12 protein-coding genes are annotated in these 14,786 nt (G+C 74.2%); all 12 read left to right on the top strand.

What is annotated here, in order from left to right:
- The first annotated feature begins 213 nt into the window (after positions 1-213).
- The 12 genes from ftsH to nadC all read left to right on the top strand — a co-directional run bounded on the left by ftsH (position 214) and on the right by nadC (position 14,643).
- Positions 214-2,268 (top strand): ATP-dependent zinc metalloprotease FtsH, encoded by a 2,055-nt coding sequence (ftsH, locus tag ACIPWA_RS07505; protein ID WP_400289220.1) that lies wholly within the window; start codon positions 214-216, stop codon positions 2,266-2,268.
- A 10-nt stretch (positions 2,269-2,278) separates the two neighbouring features.
- Complete coding sequence (gene folE, locus ACIPWA_RS07500) at positions 2,279-2,881, top strand: GTP cyclohydrolase I FolE (protein ID WP_056646542.1); 603 nt, start codon at positions 2,279-2,281, stop codon at positions 2,879-2,881.
- Between the two features lie 82 nt (positions 2,882-2,963).
- A complete protein-coding gene (gene folP, locus ACIPWA_RS07495; RefSeq protein ID WP_400289660.1) occupies positions 2,964-3,920 on the top strand; it encodes a dihydropteroate synthase in 957 nt (318 codons plus the stop codon).
- The gene (gene folK, locus ACIPWA_RS07490) at positions 3,917-6,739 is read left to right on the top strand and encodes a 2-amino-4-hydroxy-6-hydroxymethyldihydropteridine diphosphokinase (protein WP_400289218.1); all 2,823 of its coding nucleotides are present in this window, start codon (positions 3,917-3,919) and stop codon (positions 6,737-6,739) included. The genes folP and folK overlap by 4 nt, the downstream gene beginning before the upstream one ends.
- A complete protein-coding gene (locus ACIPWA_RS07485; protein ID WP_400289216.1) occupies positions 6,739-7,248 on the top strand; it encodes a DUF3180 domain-containing protein in 510 nt (169 codons plus the stop codon). The genes folK and ACIPWA_RS07485 overlap by 1 nt, the downstream gene beginning before the upstream one ends.
- A 57-nt stretch (positions 7,249-7,305) precedes the next feature.
- Entirely contained in the window at positions 7,306-7,842 is a 537-nt protein-coding gene (locus ACIPWA_RS07480) for a PH domain-containing protein (RefSeq protein WP_400289213.1), read from the top strand.
- Positions 7,839-9,464 (top strand): PH domain-containing protein, encoded by a 1,626-nt coding sequence (locus ACIPWA_RS07475; protein WP_400289211.1) that lies wholly within the window; start codon positions 7,839-7,841, stop codon positions 9,462-9,464. The genes ACIPWA_RS07480 and ACIPWA_RS07475 overlap by 4 nt, the downstream gene beginning before the upstream one ends.
- Before the next feature lie 3 nt (positions 9,465-9,467).
- Complete coding sequence (locus ACIPWA_RS07470) at positions 9,468-10,439, top strand: Rossmann-like and DUF2520 domain-containing protein (protein ID WP_400289209.1); 972 nt, start codon at positions 9,468-9,470, stop codon at positions 10,437-10,439.
- The gene (gene panC, locus ACIPWA_RS07465) at positions 10,439-11,464 is read left to right on the top strand and encodes a pantoate--beta-alanine ligase (protein WP_056645222.1); all 1,026 of its coding nucleotides are present in this window, start codon (positions 10,439-10,441) and stop codon (positions 11,462-11,464) included. Before ACIPWA_RS07470 ends, panC begins: the two co-directional genes overlap by 1 nt.
- A 53-nt stretch (positions 11,465-11,517) precedes the next feature.
- Entirely contained in the window at positions 11,518-11,946 is a 429-nt protein-coding gene (gene panD / locus ACIPWA_RS07460) for an aspartate 1-decarboxylase (RefSeq protein ID WP_354508332.1), read from the top strand.
- A 53-nt stretch (positions 11,947-11,999) separates the two neighbouring features.
- Complete coding sequence (locus ACIPWA_RS07455; protein WP_056646547.1) at positions 12,000-13,682, top strand: L-aspartate oxidase; 1,683 nt, start codon at positions 12,000-12,002, stop codon at positions 13,680-13,682.
- Positions 13,683-13,731: 49 nt separating this feature from the next.
- Entirely contained in the window at positions 13,732-14,643 is a 912-nt protein-coding gene (nadC, locus tag ACIPWA_RS07450; RefSeq protein ID WP_400289207.1) for a carboxylating nicotinate-nucleotide diphosphorylase, read from the top strand.
- Positions 14,644-14,786 lie beyond the last annotated feature (143 nt).

The raw sequence follows: 14,786 nt of genomic DNA, 5'->3' as shown, positions 1-14,786 counted from the left end.
GGTGACGGCGGCGGGGGCGCCGACCTCGGTCGCGCCCCCGCCGCCGGGCACCGCGGGGCGAGCCCGCGGCTCAGGCCGCGACCCGCGCGGGACGCCGCTCCTCGAAGCCACGCCCTGGGCGAACAGACCAGCCAACTGCCAGGTTGTGCGTGTAACTTCACTGGCGGAACCATTGCGCGAGTGGAGGGATGCGGGGGCTCGTCCCCGTCGCCGATGAACATCAAGAAGATTCTCAGCGGGCCGATCGTCTGGATCGTGGTGGGTCTGGCGATCCTCGGGATCGCCTTCATGGCCCTGTCCGGACCCAGCGTCCACCGTGTCGACACCTCGACCGGGCTCGAGCTCCTCAAGGACGGGAAGGTCGAGCAGGCCCTCCTGGTCGACGGGGACCAGCGCGTCCAGCTCACCCTCACCGAGAACTACGAGGTCGACGGCAAGTCCCAGGGCAAGAGCGTGGAGTTCTTCTACGTCGCACCCCAGGGCGAGGCCGTGGTGAACGCCGTGACCGAGGCGAACCCTCCCAAGGGCTACAACTCGGAGATCGCGCGTCCCTCGTTCCTCGCGTCGGCGCTCTCGCTCATCCTGCCCTTCCTCATCATCGGGCTCGTGTTCTGGTTCCTGCTGTCCCGCATGCAGGGCGGCGGCTCCAAGGTCATGGGCTTCGGCAAGTCCAAGGCCAAGCTCGCCTCGAAGGACACCCCGCAGGTCACGTTCGCCGACGTCGCCGGCGCGGACGAGGCCGTCGAGGAGCTCTACGAGATCAAGGAGTTCCTCGCCGAGCCGGACAAGTTCCAGGCCGTGGGCGCCAAGATCCCCAAGGGCGTGCTCCTCTACGGGCCTCCCGGGACCGGCAAGACCCTCCTCGCGCGCGCCGTCGCCGGCGAGGCGGGCGTGCCGTTCTACACGATCTCCGGCTCGGACTTCGTCGAGATGTTCGTGGGCGTCGGCGCGAGCCGTGTCCGTGACCTGTTCCAGCAGGCCAAGGAGAACTCGCCGGCCATCATCTTCGTCGACGAGATCGACGCCGTCGGCCGCCACCGCGGTGCCGGCATGGGCGGCGGGCACGACGAGCGCGAGCAGACGCTGAACCAGCTCCTCGTCGAGATGGACGGGTTCGACGTCAAGACCAACGTCATCCTCATCGCGGCGACCAACCGCCCCGACATCCTCGACCCCGCGCTCCTGCGTCCGGGCCGTTTCGACCGCCAGATCGCGGTCGAGGCGCCCGACCTCAAGGGCCGCGAGGCGATCCTGGCCGTGCACGCCCAGGGCAAGCCGATCGTCCCGGAGATCGACCTGGCCGCCGTCGCGCGCCGCACCCCCGGCTTCACCGGTGCGGACCTCGCGAACGTGCTCAACGAGGCCGCGCTGCTCACCGCGCGCTCGGGTGCCCAGCTCATCGACGACCGCGCGCTCGACGAGGCCATCGACCGCGTGATCGCCGGCCCGCAGAAGCGGACCCGCGTGATGAACGTCAAGGAGCAGAAGATCACGGCGTACCACGAGGGCGGTCACGCCCTGGTCGCCGCGGCCATGCGCTACACGGACCCCGTCACCAAGGTGACGATCCTGCCGCGTGGTCGTGCGCTCGGCTACACCATGGTCATGCCGCTCGAGGACAAGTACTCCACGACGCGCAACGAGCTGCTCGACCAGCTCGCCTACGCCATGGGCGGCCGCGTGGCCGAGGAGCTCGTGTTCCACGACCCCACGACGGGCGCCTCGAACGACATCGAGAAGGCGACCGCGATCGCCAAGAAGATGGTCACCGAGTACGGCATGAGCGAGCGCGTCGGCGCGATCAAGCTCGGCATCGGCGCGGGCGAGCCGTTCATGGGTCGCGACATGGGCCACACGCGCGACTACTCCGAGTCGGTCGCGGGCACGGTCGACCACGAGGTCCGCCGCCTGGTCGAGTCGGCCCACGACGAGGCCTGGGAGGTGCTCGTCCAGTACCGCGACGTGCTCGACCACCTGGTCCTCGAGCTCCTCGAGAAGGAGACGCTGAACCAGGCCGAGCTCGCCGAGATCTTCGCTCCCGTCGTCAAGCGCGACGCGCGTGAGGTCTGGCTCTCGAGCGAGCAGCGCTCGGTCTCGCAGCGGCCCCCGGTCATGACCGAGGCCGAGAAGGCCACCCTGCCCAAGGACCCGCAGGGGCACCCCGTCGTGGTCCCGCAGGACGAGGCCGCCGCGGCGGCCGACGAGCTCCCGCCCGAGCGCATCGGCGAGGTCCCCGCGGACCGCGTGGTCGACGACGGGCAGGTCTGACGTGGCCCAGGTGCCCGACCAGGGGCTGCGCGCCCCGGCGGACGTCCCCGAGTACGACGAGGAGCGGGCCCGCGCAGCAGTGCGTGAGCTCCTGCTCGCCGTGGGCGAGGACCCGGACCGCGAGGGACTCCAGGAGACCCCTTCCCGTGTCGCTCGCGCCTACCGCGAGATCTTCGCGGGCCTGCGCCAGGAGCCCTCCGATGTCCTGACCACCATGTTCGACCTCGGTCACGAGGAGATGGTGCTGGTCAAGGACATCGAGGTCTACTCGACGTGCGAGCACCACCTGGTGCCTTTCCACGGCGTGGCGCACGTCGGGTACATCCCCAACGTGGACGGTCGCATCACGGGGCTGTCCAAGCTGGCCCGCCTGGTCGACGTCTTCGCGCGCCGCCCCCAGGTCCAGGAGCGCCTGACGTCGCAGATCGCCGACGCGCTCGTCGAGAACCTCGCGCCGCGTGGTGTGATCGTCGTGGTCGAGTGCGAGCACCTGTGCATGTCCATGCGGGGCGTGCGCAAGCCCGGTTCGCGGACCGTGACCTCGGCCGTGCGCGGCCAGATGCGCGACGGCGCGACCCGCGCCGAGGCCATGAGCCTGATCCTGGGACGGTAGGCACGACGCAGTGCGGTACACGCAGCACGGCACGGCCCCCGCTCTCCTGCCCGAGCTGGGGGACCTCGACCGGACGCTCGTCATGGGCGTCGTCAACGTCACGCCCGACTCCTTCTCGGACGGTGGCGAGTGGTTCGAGCCGCGCGCGGCGATCGAGCACGGCCTCGAGCTCCTCGCGGAGGGAGCGGACGTCCTCGATGTCGGGGGCGAGTCCACGCGCCCCGGTGCGGGGCGCGTCCCGGTCGAGGACGAGCTGGCCCGGGTCCTGCCCGTGATCTCCGCGCTCTCGGCCCAGGGAGCGGTCGTCAGCGTCGACACGACGCGGGCGCTCGTCGCCGAGCAGGCCGTCGCGGCCGGCGCGCGCATCATCAACGACGTCTCGGGGGGCCTCGCGGACCCGGACATGGCCGGTGTGGTCGCGCGCACCGGGGCCGTGTTCGTCGTCATGCACTGGCGCGGGCACGCGGACGTCATGGACGACCTCGAGCAGTACGACGACGTCGTGACGGACGTGCGCGACGAGCTCGCCGCACGCGTCGAGGCGCTGCGGTCGGCGGGCGTGCGGGACGAGCAGATCGTCCTGGACCCGGGCCTGGGGTTCTCCAAGGCGGGCTCCACCAACTGGCCGCTCCTGACGCACCTGGACGTCCTGCGGGAGCTGGGCTTCCCGGTCCTCGTGGGCGCGTCGCGCAAACGGTTCCTGGGTCACCTGCTCGCGGGCCCGGACGGCGAGCCCGTCCCCCCGCTCGCACGTGACGGGGCGACCGCGGCCATCACGGCCCTCGCGGCGGCAGCGGGTGCCTGGTGCGTGCGCGTGCACGCGGTCCGGTCCTCGGCGGACGCGGTGCGGGTCGCCGCGGCGTGGACTCGGGCCGGGGCGACGGGGGAAGATGCCTCCGGGGGAACGGTCGCCGAGGCGGTCACCTCCGGCACACCGGCGGGACGAACGACCGCTGGCCCCGCGGACCTGCCCGACCGGGCGGCGCAGCGGGCGAAGGACAGCGGAACGAACGACAGCGACGACAGGAGTACGACGTGAGCACAGCGTTCCAGGGAGCGGTGCACGGGACCGACGGTCGCCCTCTCGACCAGATCCGGCTCACGGGGCTCAGCGCGACGGGGCACCACGGTGTCTTCGAGCACGAGCGGATCGACGGTCAGCTCTTCCGTGCCGACGTCGTGCTGCACCTGGACACGCGGCGCGCCGCGTCCGGGGACGACCTCGAGGACACCGTGAGCTACGCGGTCGTCGCGGAGGACGTCGTCGCGGTGCTGGCCGGTTCGCCCGCGGACCTCATCGAGACGGTCGCCGAGCGCGTCGCCGCGGTCGCGCTGCGCCACGCCTCGATCGAGGCGGTCGACGTCGCGATCCACAAGCCGCAGGCGCCCATCACGGTGCCGTTCGACGACGTCGAGGTCGTCATCCGCCGCGACCGGGTGAAGGTGCCCGTGGTCGCGGTCGAGCCCGCTCGCGTGGTCCCTCTCCCGGTCGGTTCGATCACCCCCGCGGTGCTCGGCAACGTCGCGGTCGGAGAGCCCGGCCCCACCGCCGGGACGCCGCTCGAGGCGCCCGCCGTGATGCCACCGTCGATCCCGCCCGCGGCGCCCGTCGCGGCCCCCGACCGTTCGACCGACCAGGGCTTCCTCGCGGTTCCCGAGGACCTCGGCGCTCCCGCGGGGGAGTCCCTGACGAGCAGCATCTCCGACGCGGAGTTCGTCGAGGCGCTCGACTCGTTCTACAGCGCACCCGAGGACGCGCTGAGCGCGCCGGCTCCCGTCGACGAGGTCGCGGCGCAGCCCGCGGTCGTCCTGGGGGCCTCGGCTCCGCAGGGCGCTCCCGTCGTGCCCGACGACGTCGCACCGGTCTCGTACGAGGCCGAGCCTCTGGCCGTGGTCGTGACCCCAGAGCCCGTCCCGGAGGCCGTCGAGGAGATCGCGCCCGTGCCCGAGCCGGTCGCTGCGGACGAGCCTGCCGACGAGGTGGCGCCCCTCGATGCCCCTGTGAGCGTCGAGCCGCTCGCGGGGTACGGAGCCGCAGCGTACGAGCCCGCACCCGCCGAGCCTGTCGTACCTGCCGAGCCGGTCGTGCCGGACGTGGCTGACGCGCCCGAGGTCGCCACCCTGGCGGAGACCGCGGTTCCGGCCGAGCCCGCCGTGCCTGTCGCTGCGGCAGAGCCGGCCGAGCCGTGGGCCCAGGACCCGGAGCCGGTGGCCCCGGTCGAGCCCGGCCACGCGCAGGCGCTTCCCGTCGAGATCGAGACCGCCGTCCGCGCCGAGCCGCTCGCGATCGAGGAGATCGCCGGGCCCGCCGAGACGGTCCCGTCGGCCGAGGCCGGCGACACAGTGGACGCCGGCGGAGCCTCGACCGTGGTCGCGGACGAGCCGTCGTCCGAGCCCGAGCCCGCGCTCGCCCCCGTTCCGGTTCCGGCTCCCGAGCAGGCAGCGCAGGCAGCACCTGAGCCCGCGTTCGCCCCCGTACCGGTCCCGGCTCCCGAGCAGGCGGCGCAGGCAGCGCCCGAGCCCGAGGTCGTACCCGCACCCGAGCCCGCGGTCGAGACCGATCGCCTCGACGAGGTGCCGTCGGGCTTCGTGCCGGTCGTCCTCGCTCTGGGCGCGAACCTGGGCGACGCCCAGCAGACGCTTCGCGACGCCGTCACGGACCTCGACCGGATCTCCGGCCTGGAGATCACCGAGGTCTCGCCGCTCGCGCGGACCGCGGCTGTCGGCGGACCTGACCAGCCCGACTACCTCAACGCGATCCTGCTCGCGCGCACCACCCTGTCCCCGCGGGCCCTGCTCAGGGCCTGCCAGGGAGTCGAGAACGCCCACGGGCGGGTGCGCGCGGAACGCAACGGGCCTCGCACCCTGGACGTCGACCTGATCGTCTACGGCACCGTCGCGGAGATCACCGAGGACCTCGAGCTGCCGCACCCTCGCGCTCACGAGCGCGCGTTCGTCCTGGAGCCCTGGGCGCAGGTCGCCCCGGAGGCCTTCCTGCCCGGTCTCGGCGGCGGCCCGGTCGCGACCCTGGCCGCGACGGCTCCGGACCGTGGCGGCATCCGCTGGCTCGCGCTCGACTGGCTGACGGACGCGGAGCCCGAGCCCGCTCCTGCGGCGACACCGCCGGCGGTTCCCGTCGTCGAGCCGGCTGCCGCCCCGGTGCAGAGCGCCCCGGCGCAGCCCGCTCCGGTCGAGACCCCAGCACCTGAGGCTCCGGCTGAGCCTGAGGCGCCTCGGGCCACGCACGACCAGCCCGCGGTGGCCGCACCTGCACCAGCACCCGCACCGGCACCCGCCCCGGCTCCCGACGTCCAGGAGCAGCCGACCGCGCCCGCACTCCCCGCCGCTCCCGCCGCTCCCGCCGAGCCGGCGTCCTTCGTCCCGGCCTTCCACCCCGTGCACCCGCAGGACGGCCAGGAGCCCCCGCACTCGCAGGTCCCGCCGTTGTGGGCGGACGTGTCCGCTCAGCAGACCCCGACCACCCCGGAACCGGGCTCGTCGGCACAGGGCGCCACGGACCGCCTCGGCGGCTCACCGGCAGGCTCCTCGGACGCCCCGGTCGCGCCGAGCTGGTCCGCGGTGACGGCTCCCGCGCAGCGGACTGTCCCCGAGCCGCAGCCGCAGCCGCAGCCGCCGGCTCCGACGCCGTTCTCCCCCGAGCCCGTCGGTCGTCAGGCCCAGGCCCCGGCCCCGGAGCCGGCCGCGCCGGCGTTCCGCCCGGTCCACGAGGCGCCGGCCAGCGCTTTCCAGCCCGTGCACCCGGCACAGCCCGTCCCCCCTGCCCAGCCGGTCAAGCAGGAACCGATCACGGGTGTGCCCATGTCCTTCCCGGCCGACCTGCGCGGTCCGTCGAGCTGATGCGACGCACCAAGGTCACGACGCTCCTGCTCGTCACGGTCGCCACGACGCTGCTCGGTTGGCTCGTCGTCGTCGGGCTCGAGCGCCGTGCGACCTATCTGCCCGCGGTGCCGTGGGTCGTGGACGTGGCCCTGGTCGGGCTGGCCGCGGCAGTGTTCTGGGCGGGGTGGGCGGTCCGCTCGTACCTCAAGGGACGTCGGCCGTCGCTCGACCCGCTGCGCGCCGCGCGCACCCTGGTGCTGGCGAAGGCGGCGGCCCTCACGGGCTCGCTCCTCGCCGGGTGGTACCTGGCGCAGGTCGTCGCGGTGCTCGGCGACCTCGCGATCGAGGCGCGGCGCGACCGGGCGGTCGCCGCAGGGATCGCGGCCGCGTGCGCGCTCGTGCTCGCTGTCGTCGGGCTCGTGGTGGAGAAGTTCTGCCAGCTCCCGCCCGAGGACACCGAGCCGGGCCCGGGTGGTCGGTCGCGGGCTCCCGGCGACCACGAGCCCGGGGCCGACGCCGCAGGCTGACGCGCGTCAGCACGTCGGACGACGCCGTGGGCACGCCCCGGATGGGAGGATGAGGCCATGACCGACCACGCCTCCGATCATCCCGTCGACCGGGTCCCGGCGACGGCACCCAGCGGACCCTTCGACCCGCCGGGGGTGACCTGGCAGGGCGTCTCGAGCCGGCTGGTCACCGCGCGACTCGTCACGGTAGCGATCTCGCTCCTCGTGCCGTTCGTCCTGGGGGCCGTCTTCGCCCTGGTCTTCAGCATCGTGTGGCTGTGGATCATCCCGGCCGTCGCTCTCGTGATCGGCGTCTGGTGCGCCCTGGTCGTGCCCCGGCAGGTCCGTGCGATCGGCTACGCGGAGCGCGACGAGGACCTCCTGATCCGCAAGGGCGTGATGTTCCGCTCGCTCGTGGTGGTGCCCTACGGGCGCATGCAGTACGTCGACGTGCAGGCCGGCCCGCTGGCCCGCAAGCTCCGGATCGCGCAGGTCCAGCTGCACACCGCGTCGCCCGCGACCGACGCGTCGATCGAGGGGCTCGAGCCCGCTGAGGCCGAGCGCCTGCGCGACCGTCTCGCGTCCCGTGGAGAGGCACGGTTGGCCGGGCTATGACCGAGCGAAGCACTCCGCCCGAGTCTCCGCCGACCGACCTGACCTGGCACCGCGTCCACCCCGTGACCCCGGTCGTCCGGGGCTGGTCCGTGATCGCGGTCCTGCTCGTCATCGTCGGCAACCGCACGCTCGAAGGACTCCCCGAGGGGCAGAACATGCTGGCCGGCAACGGCTGGTGGCAGGTCCTGGGCGCGATCCTCGTGATCGGCCTGATCGGCCTGGGCTACTCGGCCCTGGCGTGGCGCATGACGACCTACGCGATCGACGACGAGTCGGTCCGCCTGCACACGGGCGTCCTGTTCCGGCAGCAGCGCAAGGCGCGACTCGACCGCCTCCAGGCCGTCGACATCGTCCAGCCGCTCGTCGCGCGCCTGTTCGGTCTCGCCGAGCTCAAGCTCGAGGTCGCGGGGGGCTCGGACTCGGGCATCAAGCTCGGCTTCCTCAAGCTCGACGAGGCGAACCACCTGCGGGCCGAGCTGCTCGCCCGGGCGGCGGGCCTGCGTCTCGGGACGACGCCCGCGCGGCCCGCGGCCGTCCCGGGGACCCCGGCAGGGGACACCGCCGGCAGCCCTGCCGTCGGTGACGCTCCCCGCGGTGACTCCGTCCAGGGGGCCCCCGTCGACGCAGCCGGCGCCGGTGCTCCCGGGGTGGGCGACGTCGTCGGGCACGTGCTCCTCGAAGCACCCGAGGCCCCCGAGCAGCCCGTCATGGAGGTCCCTCCGGGCCGCCTGATCTGGTCGCTGATCCGTACCGTCGCCATGATCGTCCTGGTCCTGGCCGTGCTCGGCCTCATCGGCGTCGCTGTCGGTACGCGCGAGATCGGGACGCTGTTCACGGCGCTCCCGCTGGTCCTGGGCGTCGGCGGCTACCTGTTCGGCCGGTTCACGCGCGAGTTCAACTTCCGCAGCGCGATCTCGCCCGACGGCATCCGGCTGCGCCACGGCCTGCTCGAGACCCGTTCGCAGACCATCCCGCCCGGGCGCGTGCAGGCGATCCGCCTCACGCAGGGGCTCCTGTGGCGCAGCGCCGACTGGTGGCGCGTCGAGGTCAACGTGGCGGGCTACGGCCAGAGCGCGGACGGGACGACGAACAACAGCGTCCTGCTGCCCGTCGGCACGCGCGACGAGGCGCTGGGCGCGGTGTGGCTCGTCCTGCCGGACCTCGGCACGGTCGACCCGCGCGCGCTGCTCGACGAGGCGCTGTCAGGGATCGACGCCGGGGCCCACTTCACGACGGCCCCGCGGCGCGCGCGGATCCTCGACCCGCTCTCGTGGCGCCGCAACGGCTTCGCGGTCACGGGCCGAGCGCTGGTCCTGCGGCGCGGGCGCCTGGTGCGCCGGGTGGAGATCGTGCCGCACGAGCGCACGCAGTCGCTGGGGCTGCAGCAGGGTCCGTGGCAGCGGCGCCTGCGGGTCGCGACGTTCGCGGTGCACTCGGTGCCCGGGCCCGTCACGCCGTCGGTGCCGCACCTCGACGAGCACGTCGCGGGAGCCCTCATGGACGAGCAGGCCCGGCGCGCCCGCGAGGCGCGCGCGCACGCGGGGCCCGAGCTGTGGATGCGGCGCGACGAGGTCGCGGCGGCCGTCGAACGGATCGAGAACGGTGAAGGAACAGGTGACTGAGGGATGACCGACCAAGGCATGCCGGCACGCCGGCGCCCCGGACGGCTGGGCGTGGGGATAGTCGGAGCGGGCCGCGTCGGGGCCGTGCTCGGCAGCGCGCTGCGCGCGACGGGCCACGCGGTGGTCGGGGCGAGCGGCATCTCCGAGGCCTCGCGCGAGCGCATCGAGATGCTCCTGCCCGGGGTTCCCGTGCTCGAGGTCGAGGACGTCGTGCGGCGCGCGGAGCTGGTCCTGCTCGCGGTGCCCGACGACGCTCTCCCGGGCCTGGTCTCGGGTCTCGCCGAGGTCGGGGCGTGGCAGGGCGGGCAGATCGTCGTGCACACGTCCGGCCGGTACGGCGCAGGAGTGCTGGACCCGGCGCGCGCGCTGGGTGCGATCCCGCTCGCGATCCACCCCGCCATGACGTTCTCCGGCACCTCGCTCGACCTGTCGCGCCTCGAGGGCACGACGTTCGCGGTCACGGGACCGGCCCCGGTCCAGCCCATCGGGCAGGCCCTCGTGGTCGAGCTCGGCGGCGAGCCCGTCGTGGTCGAGGAGGAGGCCCGAGGGCTCTACCACGCAGCCCTCGCGCACGGCGCGAACCACCTCGTGGTCCTCGTCGCGCAGGCCGCGCAGGCCCTCGAGGCCGCGGGCGTCGAGCAGCCGGGGCGCGTGCTGGCCCCGTTGCTCTCGGCGGCGCTCGACGGCGCGACGCGTTCCGCCGACGCGGGCGGGGGAGCGGGCCCGGGGGCCATCTCGGCCCTGACGGGTCCGGTGTCGCGCGGGGACGTGGGCACGGTCGCCGAGCACCTCGAGGTGCTGCGCGCGCTGGCCGTGACCTCGGCCCAGGAGTCGGCGCCGCACGTCGCCGCGACCGACGTGCCCGCGTCCTACCGCGAGCTCAGCCGCGGAGCCACGAGCCGAGCACTGGCCGCAGGGCGCATCGACGCCCGCCAGGCCCAGGAGCTGCTCGACGTCCTCGAGGAAGGTCAGTGATGTCCGTCCCTCCGCCCGTCACCCGGGTGCAGCCGCTCGTCGTCCGCACCCGTGCCGCGCTGCGCACGGCCCTGGAGGCCCCTGCCGGGACCGCCGCCGGAGCGCCCGAGGGGGCTGCGCCGTCGGGCACGGCGGGTCCCCGCCCGGACGCACCGCCGCGGACCGCTGCGCGAGCCGTCGTCATGACCATGGGGGCGCTCCACGACGGGCACCTGCAGCTCGTGCGCGCGGCGCGCGAGCGCGTCGGCCCCGCGGGACAGGTCGTCGTCACGGTGTTCGTGAACCCCCTGCAGTTCGGGCCCGACGAGGACCTGGACCGCTACCCGCGCGACCTCGACGCCGACGTGGCGCTCCTCGCGGGGCTCGACGAGCCCGCGCCGGGCCGCCCGGCCGTGGACCTGGTGTTCGCACCCTCGGTCGAGGAGATGTACCCCGGTGGCGACCCGATCGTGCGCGTCACGTCGGGGCGCATCGGCACGGTCCTCGAGGGGGCCTTCCGCCCCGGCCACTTCGACGGGGTCCTGACCGTGGTGCTCAAGCTGCTGCACCTGACCCGCCCGGACGTCGCGTTCTACGGCGAGAAGGACGCGCAGCAGCTCCTCGCGATCCGCCGCATGGTCGCCGACCTGAACGTCGACGTCGAGGTCGTCGGGGTGCCGATCGTGCGCGACGACGACGGGCTCGCGCTGTCCTCGCGCAACGCGTACCTGTCGGCGCAGGAACGGGCCGACGCGCTGACCCTGAGCCGCGCGCTGCGTGCCGGGGCCGCGGCCGCGGCAGCCGGCCAGGGCGGGGCGGGGGCCATCGAGGTGGCCTCGGGAATGCTCAACGAGCACCCCGGCGTTGTGGTCGATTACCTCGCACTGGTCGACCCGACTACCGTGGACGACCTGGAACCGGAGTACGTGGGACCTGCGCTGCTGCTCGTGGCGGCGCGCGTGGGCTCCACCAGACTGATCGACAACCTGGCCGTGGACGTGGCGCCCCCCGTCACCCGCACGGCCCGCCCAGGAGGCACGCAGTGACCCAGACGGGACCGCAGGACGGCACGCGCCGCCCCGCTTCCTTGCAGCGACCCATGATGATCGGGAAGATCCACCGCGCCACCGTGACGCAGGCGGACCTCCACTACGTCGGGTCCGTGACCGTGGACGTGGACCTCCTCGAGGCCGCCGACATCATCTCCGGCCAGCAGGTCGACATCGTCGACGTCACCAACGGCTCACGCCTGACGACGTACGCGATCCCCGGCGAGCGCGGCTCGGGCAAGGTCTGCATCAACGGTGCGGCCGCGCACCTGGTGCACCCGGGGGACACGGTCATCCTCATCGCCTACGGCATGATCGCCGACCACGAGGCGCGGCACTTCCTGCCGAACGTCGTGTTCGTCGACGGTGACAACCGCATCGTCGAGGTCAGCGACGAGCCGGGCCTCGTGCCCGAGGGCTACGACCTCGAGCCGAGCGGGCTGCCCATCGCCCCCTTCCAGTCCGCGTCGGTCGAGTGACCCAGGCCGTGCAGGTGCCCGTCGGCGAGTCCGCGCAGGGCTACCTGCCGGGCGTGGACGGCCGGGTTCCCCGCCGTCTCGCCCGCCGCCTGGCGGCGCCCGCCCCGGGGTGGACGACGACGGCCGACGCGATCGTCGTCGGCTCCGGCATCGCGGGGCTCACCGCGGCGCTCGAGCTGCGCACGCACGTCCCGCGCGTCCTGCTCGTGACCAAGGGCGAGCTGTCGTCCGGCTCGACCGTCTGGGCGCAGGGCGGCATCGCCGCGGCGCTCGACCCGTCGGACTCCCCGGCCGCGCACCTCGAGGACACGCTCGCCGCGGGCGGGGGACTGTGCGACCCGGCCGCGGTCGAGGTCCTCGTGACCGAGGGACCCGAGCGCGTGCGCGAGCTCGTGGGGCGCGGCGCGAACTTCGACCTCGCGCCCGACGGCGACATCGCGCTCACGCGCGAGGGAGGCCACCACGCGGACCGCATCGCGCACGCAGGCGGCGACGCCACGGGCGCGGAGATCTCCCGGGCGCTCGTCGCCCAGCTCGAGGCCGTGCTCGCCGATCCCGGCATCGAGGTCATCGAGAACGCGCTCGTGCTCGACGTCCTGACCACCTCGCCCGACGCCCCGGGCGGTGAGCGCGCGTGCGGCGTCACGCTGCACGTGCGGGGCGAGGGCTCGCGCGACGGCGTGGGTGCGGCCCTCGCCCGGGCCGTCGTGCTCGCGACCGGCGGGATCGGTCAGGTCTTCCGCTCCTCGACCAACCCGCCGCAGGCCACGGGCGACGGCATGGCCGCCGCGCTGCGGGCCGGCGCCACGCTCGGTGACGTCGAGTTCGTCCAGTTCCACCCGACCGTGCTGTGGCTCGGCCTCGGCGCCAAGGGGCAGCTCCCGCTGATCTCGGAGGCCGTGCGCGGTGAGGGCGCGATCCTCCTCGACACCGACGGCCACCGGTTCATGCCCGCGGTCCACCCCATGGCCGAGCTCGCGCCGCGCGACGTCGTGGCGCACGCGATCGTGCGCCAGATGGCGGCCACGGGGTCGGACCACGTCCTGCTCGACGCCCGGCACCTCGGTGCCGAGTTCCTGCGCAAGCGGTTCCCGACGATCACCGAGCGCCTGCTCGAGCAGGGCATCGACCTGACCGAGGAACCGATCCCGGTCGCGCCCGCCCAGCACTACCATTCGGGCGGGATCGTCACGGACCTGCACGGGCGCTCGACGCTCGACGGCCTCTACGCCGTGGGCGAGGTCGCGTGCACCGGCGTGCACGGCGCGAACCGTCTCGCGTCGAACTCGCTCCTGGAGGGCCTGGTCTTCGCCTACCGCGCCGCGCAGGAGATCACCGCGCGCGTCGCGGCCGGCGAGCTGCCGCTCGGCGAGCCCGTCGAGCGGGCGGGCGAGGCCGCGCTCGTGCCCGCAGCGGCCCGTTCGCGAGTCCAGTCGATCTCGTCGGCAGGGCCCGGCGTGATCCGGGACGGCGAAGGGCTGCGTACCGCGGCGGACAGGCTCGCGGCGGTCCGCACGGACGCCCACCGGGCGACCGACGTGGTCGCCGTGCCGCAGACCGCCGAGTGGGAGACGACCAACGTCCACCAGGTGGCGACCGTCCTGACCGAGGCGGCGCTGCTGCGCGAGGAGAGCCGGGGCGGACACTTCCGCACCGACTTCCCCGAGGTCGAGCCCGCGTGGGCCCGACGGATCGAGGTCACGCTCGGCGCCGACGGTGAGCTGCGGCTCGTCTGAGGGGCGGAGCGGGCGGGGTCGCGCGGCCGAGCAGCGGTAGCGTGAGCGCGTGAACTCTCCCTCTCTCATCGAGCCCGGTCTCGACCCCCGGTGGGTCGCCGACATCGTCACGCGCGCCCTCGACGAGGACCTCGGCCCTACGCCCGGACGGGACGTGACCACCCAGGCGACCGTGCCGCCGTCGGGCACGGGGACCGCCCACCTCGTGGCACGCGCCGACGGCGTCGTGGCCGGCCTCGTGGTCGTGGAGGAGGTCACCCGGCAGGTCGCCGAGCGCTTCGGGCTCGCTCCCGTCGCGGTCACCTTCACCGCGCAGGACGGCGACGCCGTGACCCGCGGCCGTGTCCTCGCGGCCCTCACGGGCCCGGTCCAGGTCATCCTCACGGCCGAGCGCACGCTCCTCAACCTCGCGAGCCGTGCGAGCGGGGTCGCGACCGCGACCCGCGCGTGGGCCCGAGCGCTCGACGGCACGGGCGCCCAGGTGCTCGACACCCGCAAGACCACGCCGGGCCTGCGCGCCCTCGAGAAGTACGCGGTGCGCGCGGGCGGTGGCACGAACAAGCGCATGGGGCTCTACGACGTCGCGATGGTCAAGGACAACCACGTCGTCGCCGCGGGCTCGGTGGCGGGCGCGATCGAGGCCGTCCGCCGGATGTTCCCCGACGTCCTGATCCAGGTCGAGGCCGACACGACCGACCAGGCCATGGAGGCCCTCGACGCGGGCGCCGACTTCCTGCTCCTCGACAACATGCCCACGCCCGTGCTCGCGGACACCGTCCGCCGGGTGCGCGAGCGCGAGGGGGCCCCGGGCGGCCCCGCGAAGATCGAGCTCGAGGCCACCGGCAACCTGACGCTCGACCGGGCGCGCGAGGTCGCCGGGACCGGGGTCGACTACCTGTCGGTCGGGGCGCTCACGCACTCCGCGCCCATCCTCGACCTGGCCCTCGACCTGATCGGCTGAACCGCGGGGCCCCGGAGCCCGGTCGCGGCCCGCAGGCTGCACGAGCACCGCGGGGGAGCGCCGGAATCCCTTCCGGCGCTCCCCGGTAGAATCGACGCGTGACCTCCCCCGATCCCGCTGCCGCTGCCGTGCCCGCCTCCGAC

The organism is Oerskovia enterophila (assembly GCF_044748475.1).
In the GTDB taxonomy this organism is placed as follows: domain Bacteria; phylum Actinomycetota; class Actinomycetes; order Actinomycetales; family Cellulomonadaceae; genus Oerskovia; species Oerskovia enterophila.
The sequence above is the reverse complement of the archived record's forward strand: the minus strand, read 5'-3'. Positions and strand labels throughout refer to the sequence as shown.

Bases quoted from the DNA above. Each gene is read 5' to 3' on its own strand.
- ftsH (WP_400289220.1), top strand. From the start codon at position 214: ATGAACATCAAGAAGATTCTCAGCGGGCCGATCGTCTGGATCGTGGTG.
- folP (WP_400289660.1), top strand. From the start codon at position 2,964: ATGGGCGTCGTCAACGTCACGCCCGACTCCTTCTCGGACGGTGGCGAG.
- ACIPWA_RS07485 (WP_400289216.1), top strand. From the start codon at position 6,739: ATGCGACGCACCAAGGTCACGACGCTCCTGCTCGTCACGGTCGCCACG.
- ACIPWA_RS07480 (WP_400289213.1), top strand. From the start codon at position 7,306: ATGACCGACCACGCCTCCGATCATCCCGTCGACCGGGTCCCGGCGACG.
- ACIPWA_RS07475 (WP_400289211.1), top strand. From the start codon at position 7,839: ATGACCGAGCGAAGCACTCCGCCCGAGTCTCCGCCGACCGACCTGACC.
- ACIPWA_RS07470 (WP_400289209.1), top strand. From the start codon at position 9,468: ATGACCGACCAAGGCATGCCGGCACGCCGGCGCCCCGGACGGCTGGGC.
- panC (WP_056645222.1), top strand. From the start codon at position 10,439: ATGTCCGTCCCTCCGCCCGTCACCCGGGTGCAGCCGCTCGTCGTCCGC.
- panD (WP_354508332.1), top strand. From the start codon at position 11,518: ATGATGATCGGGAAGATCCACCGCGCCACCGTGACGCAGGCGGACCTC.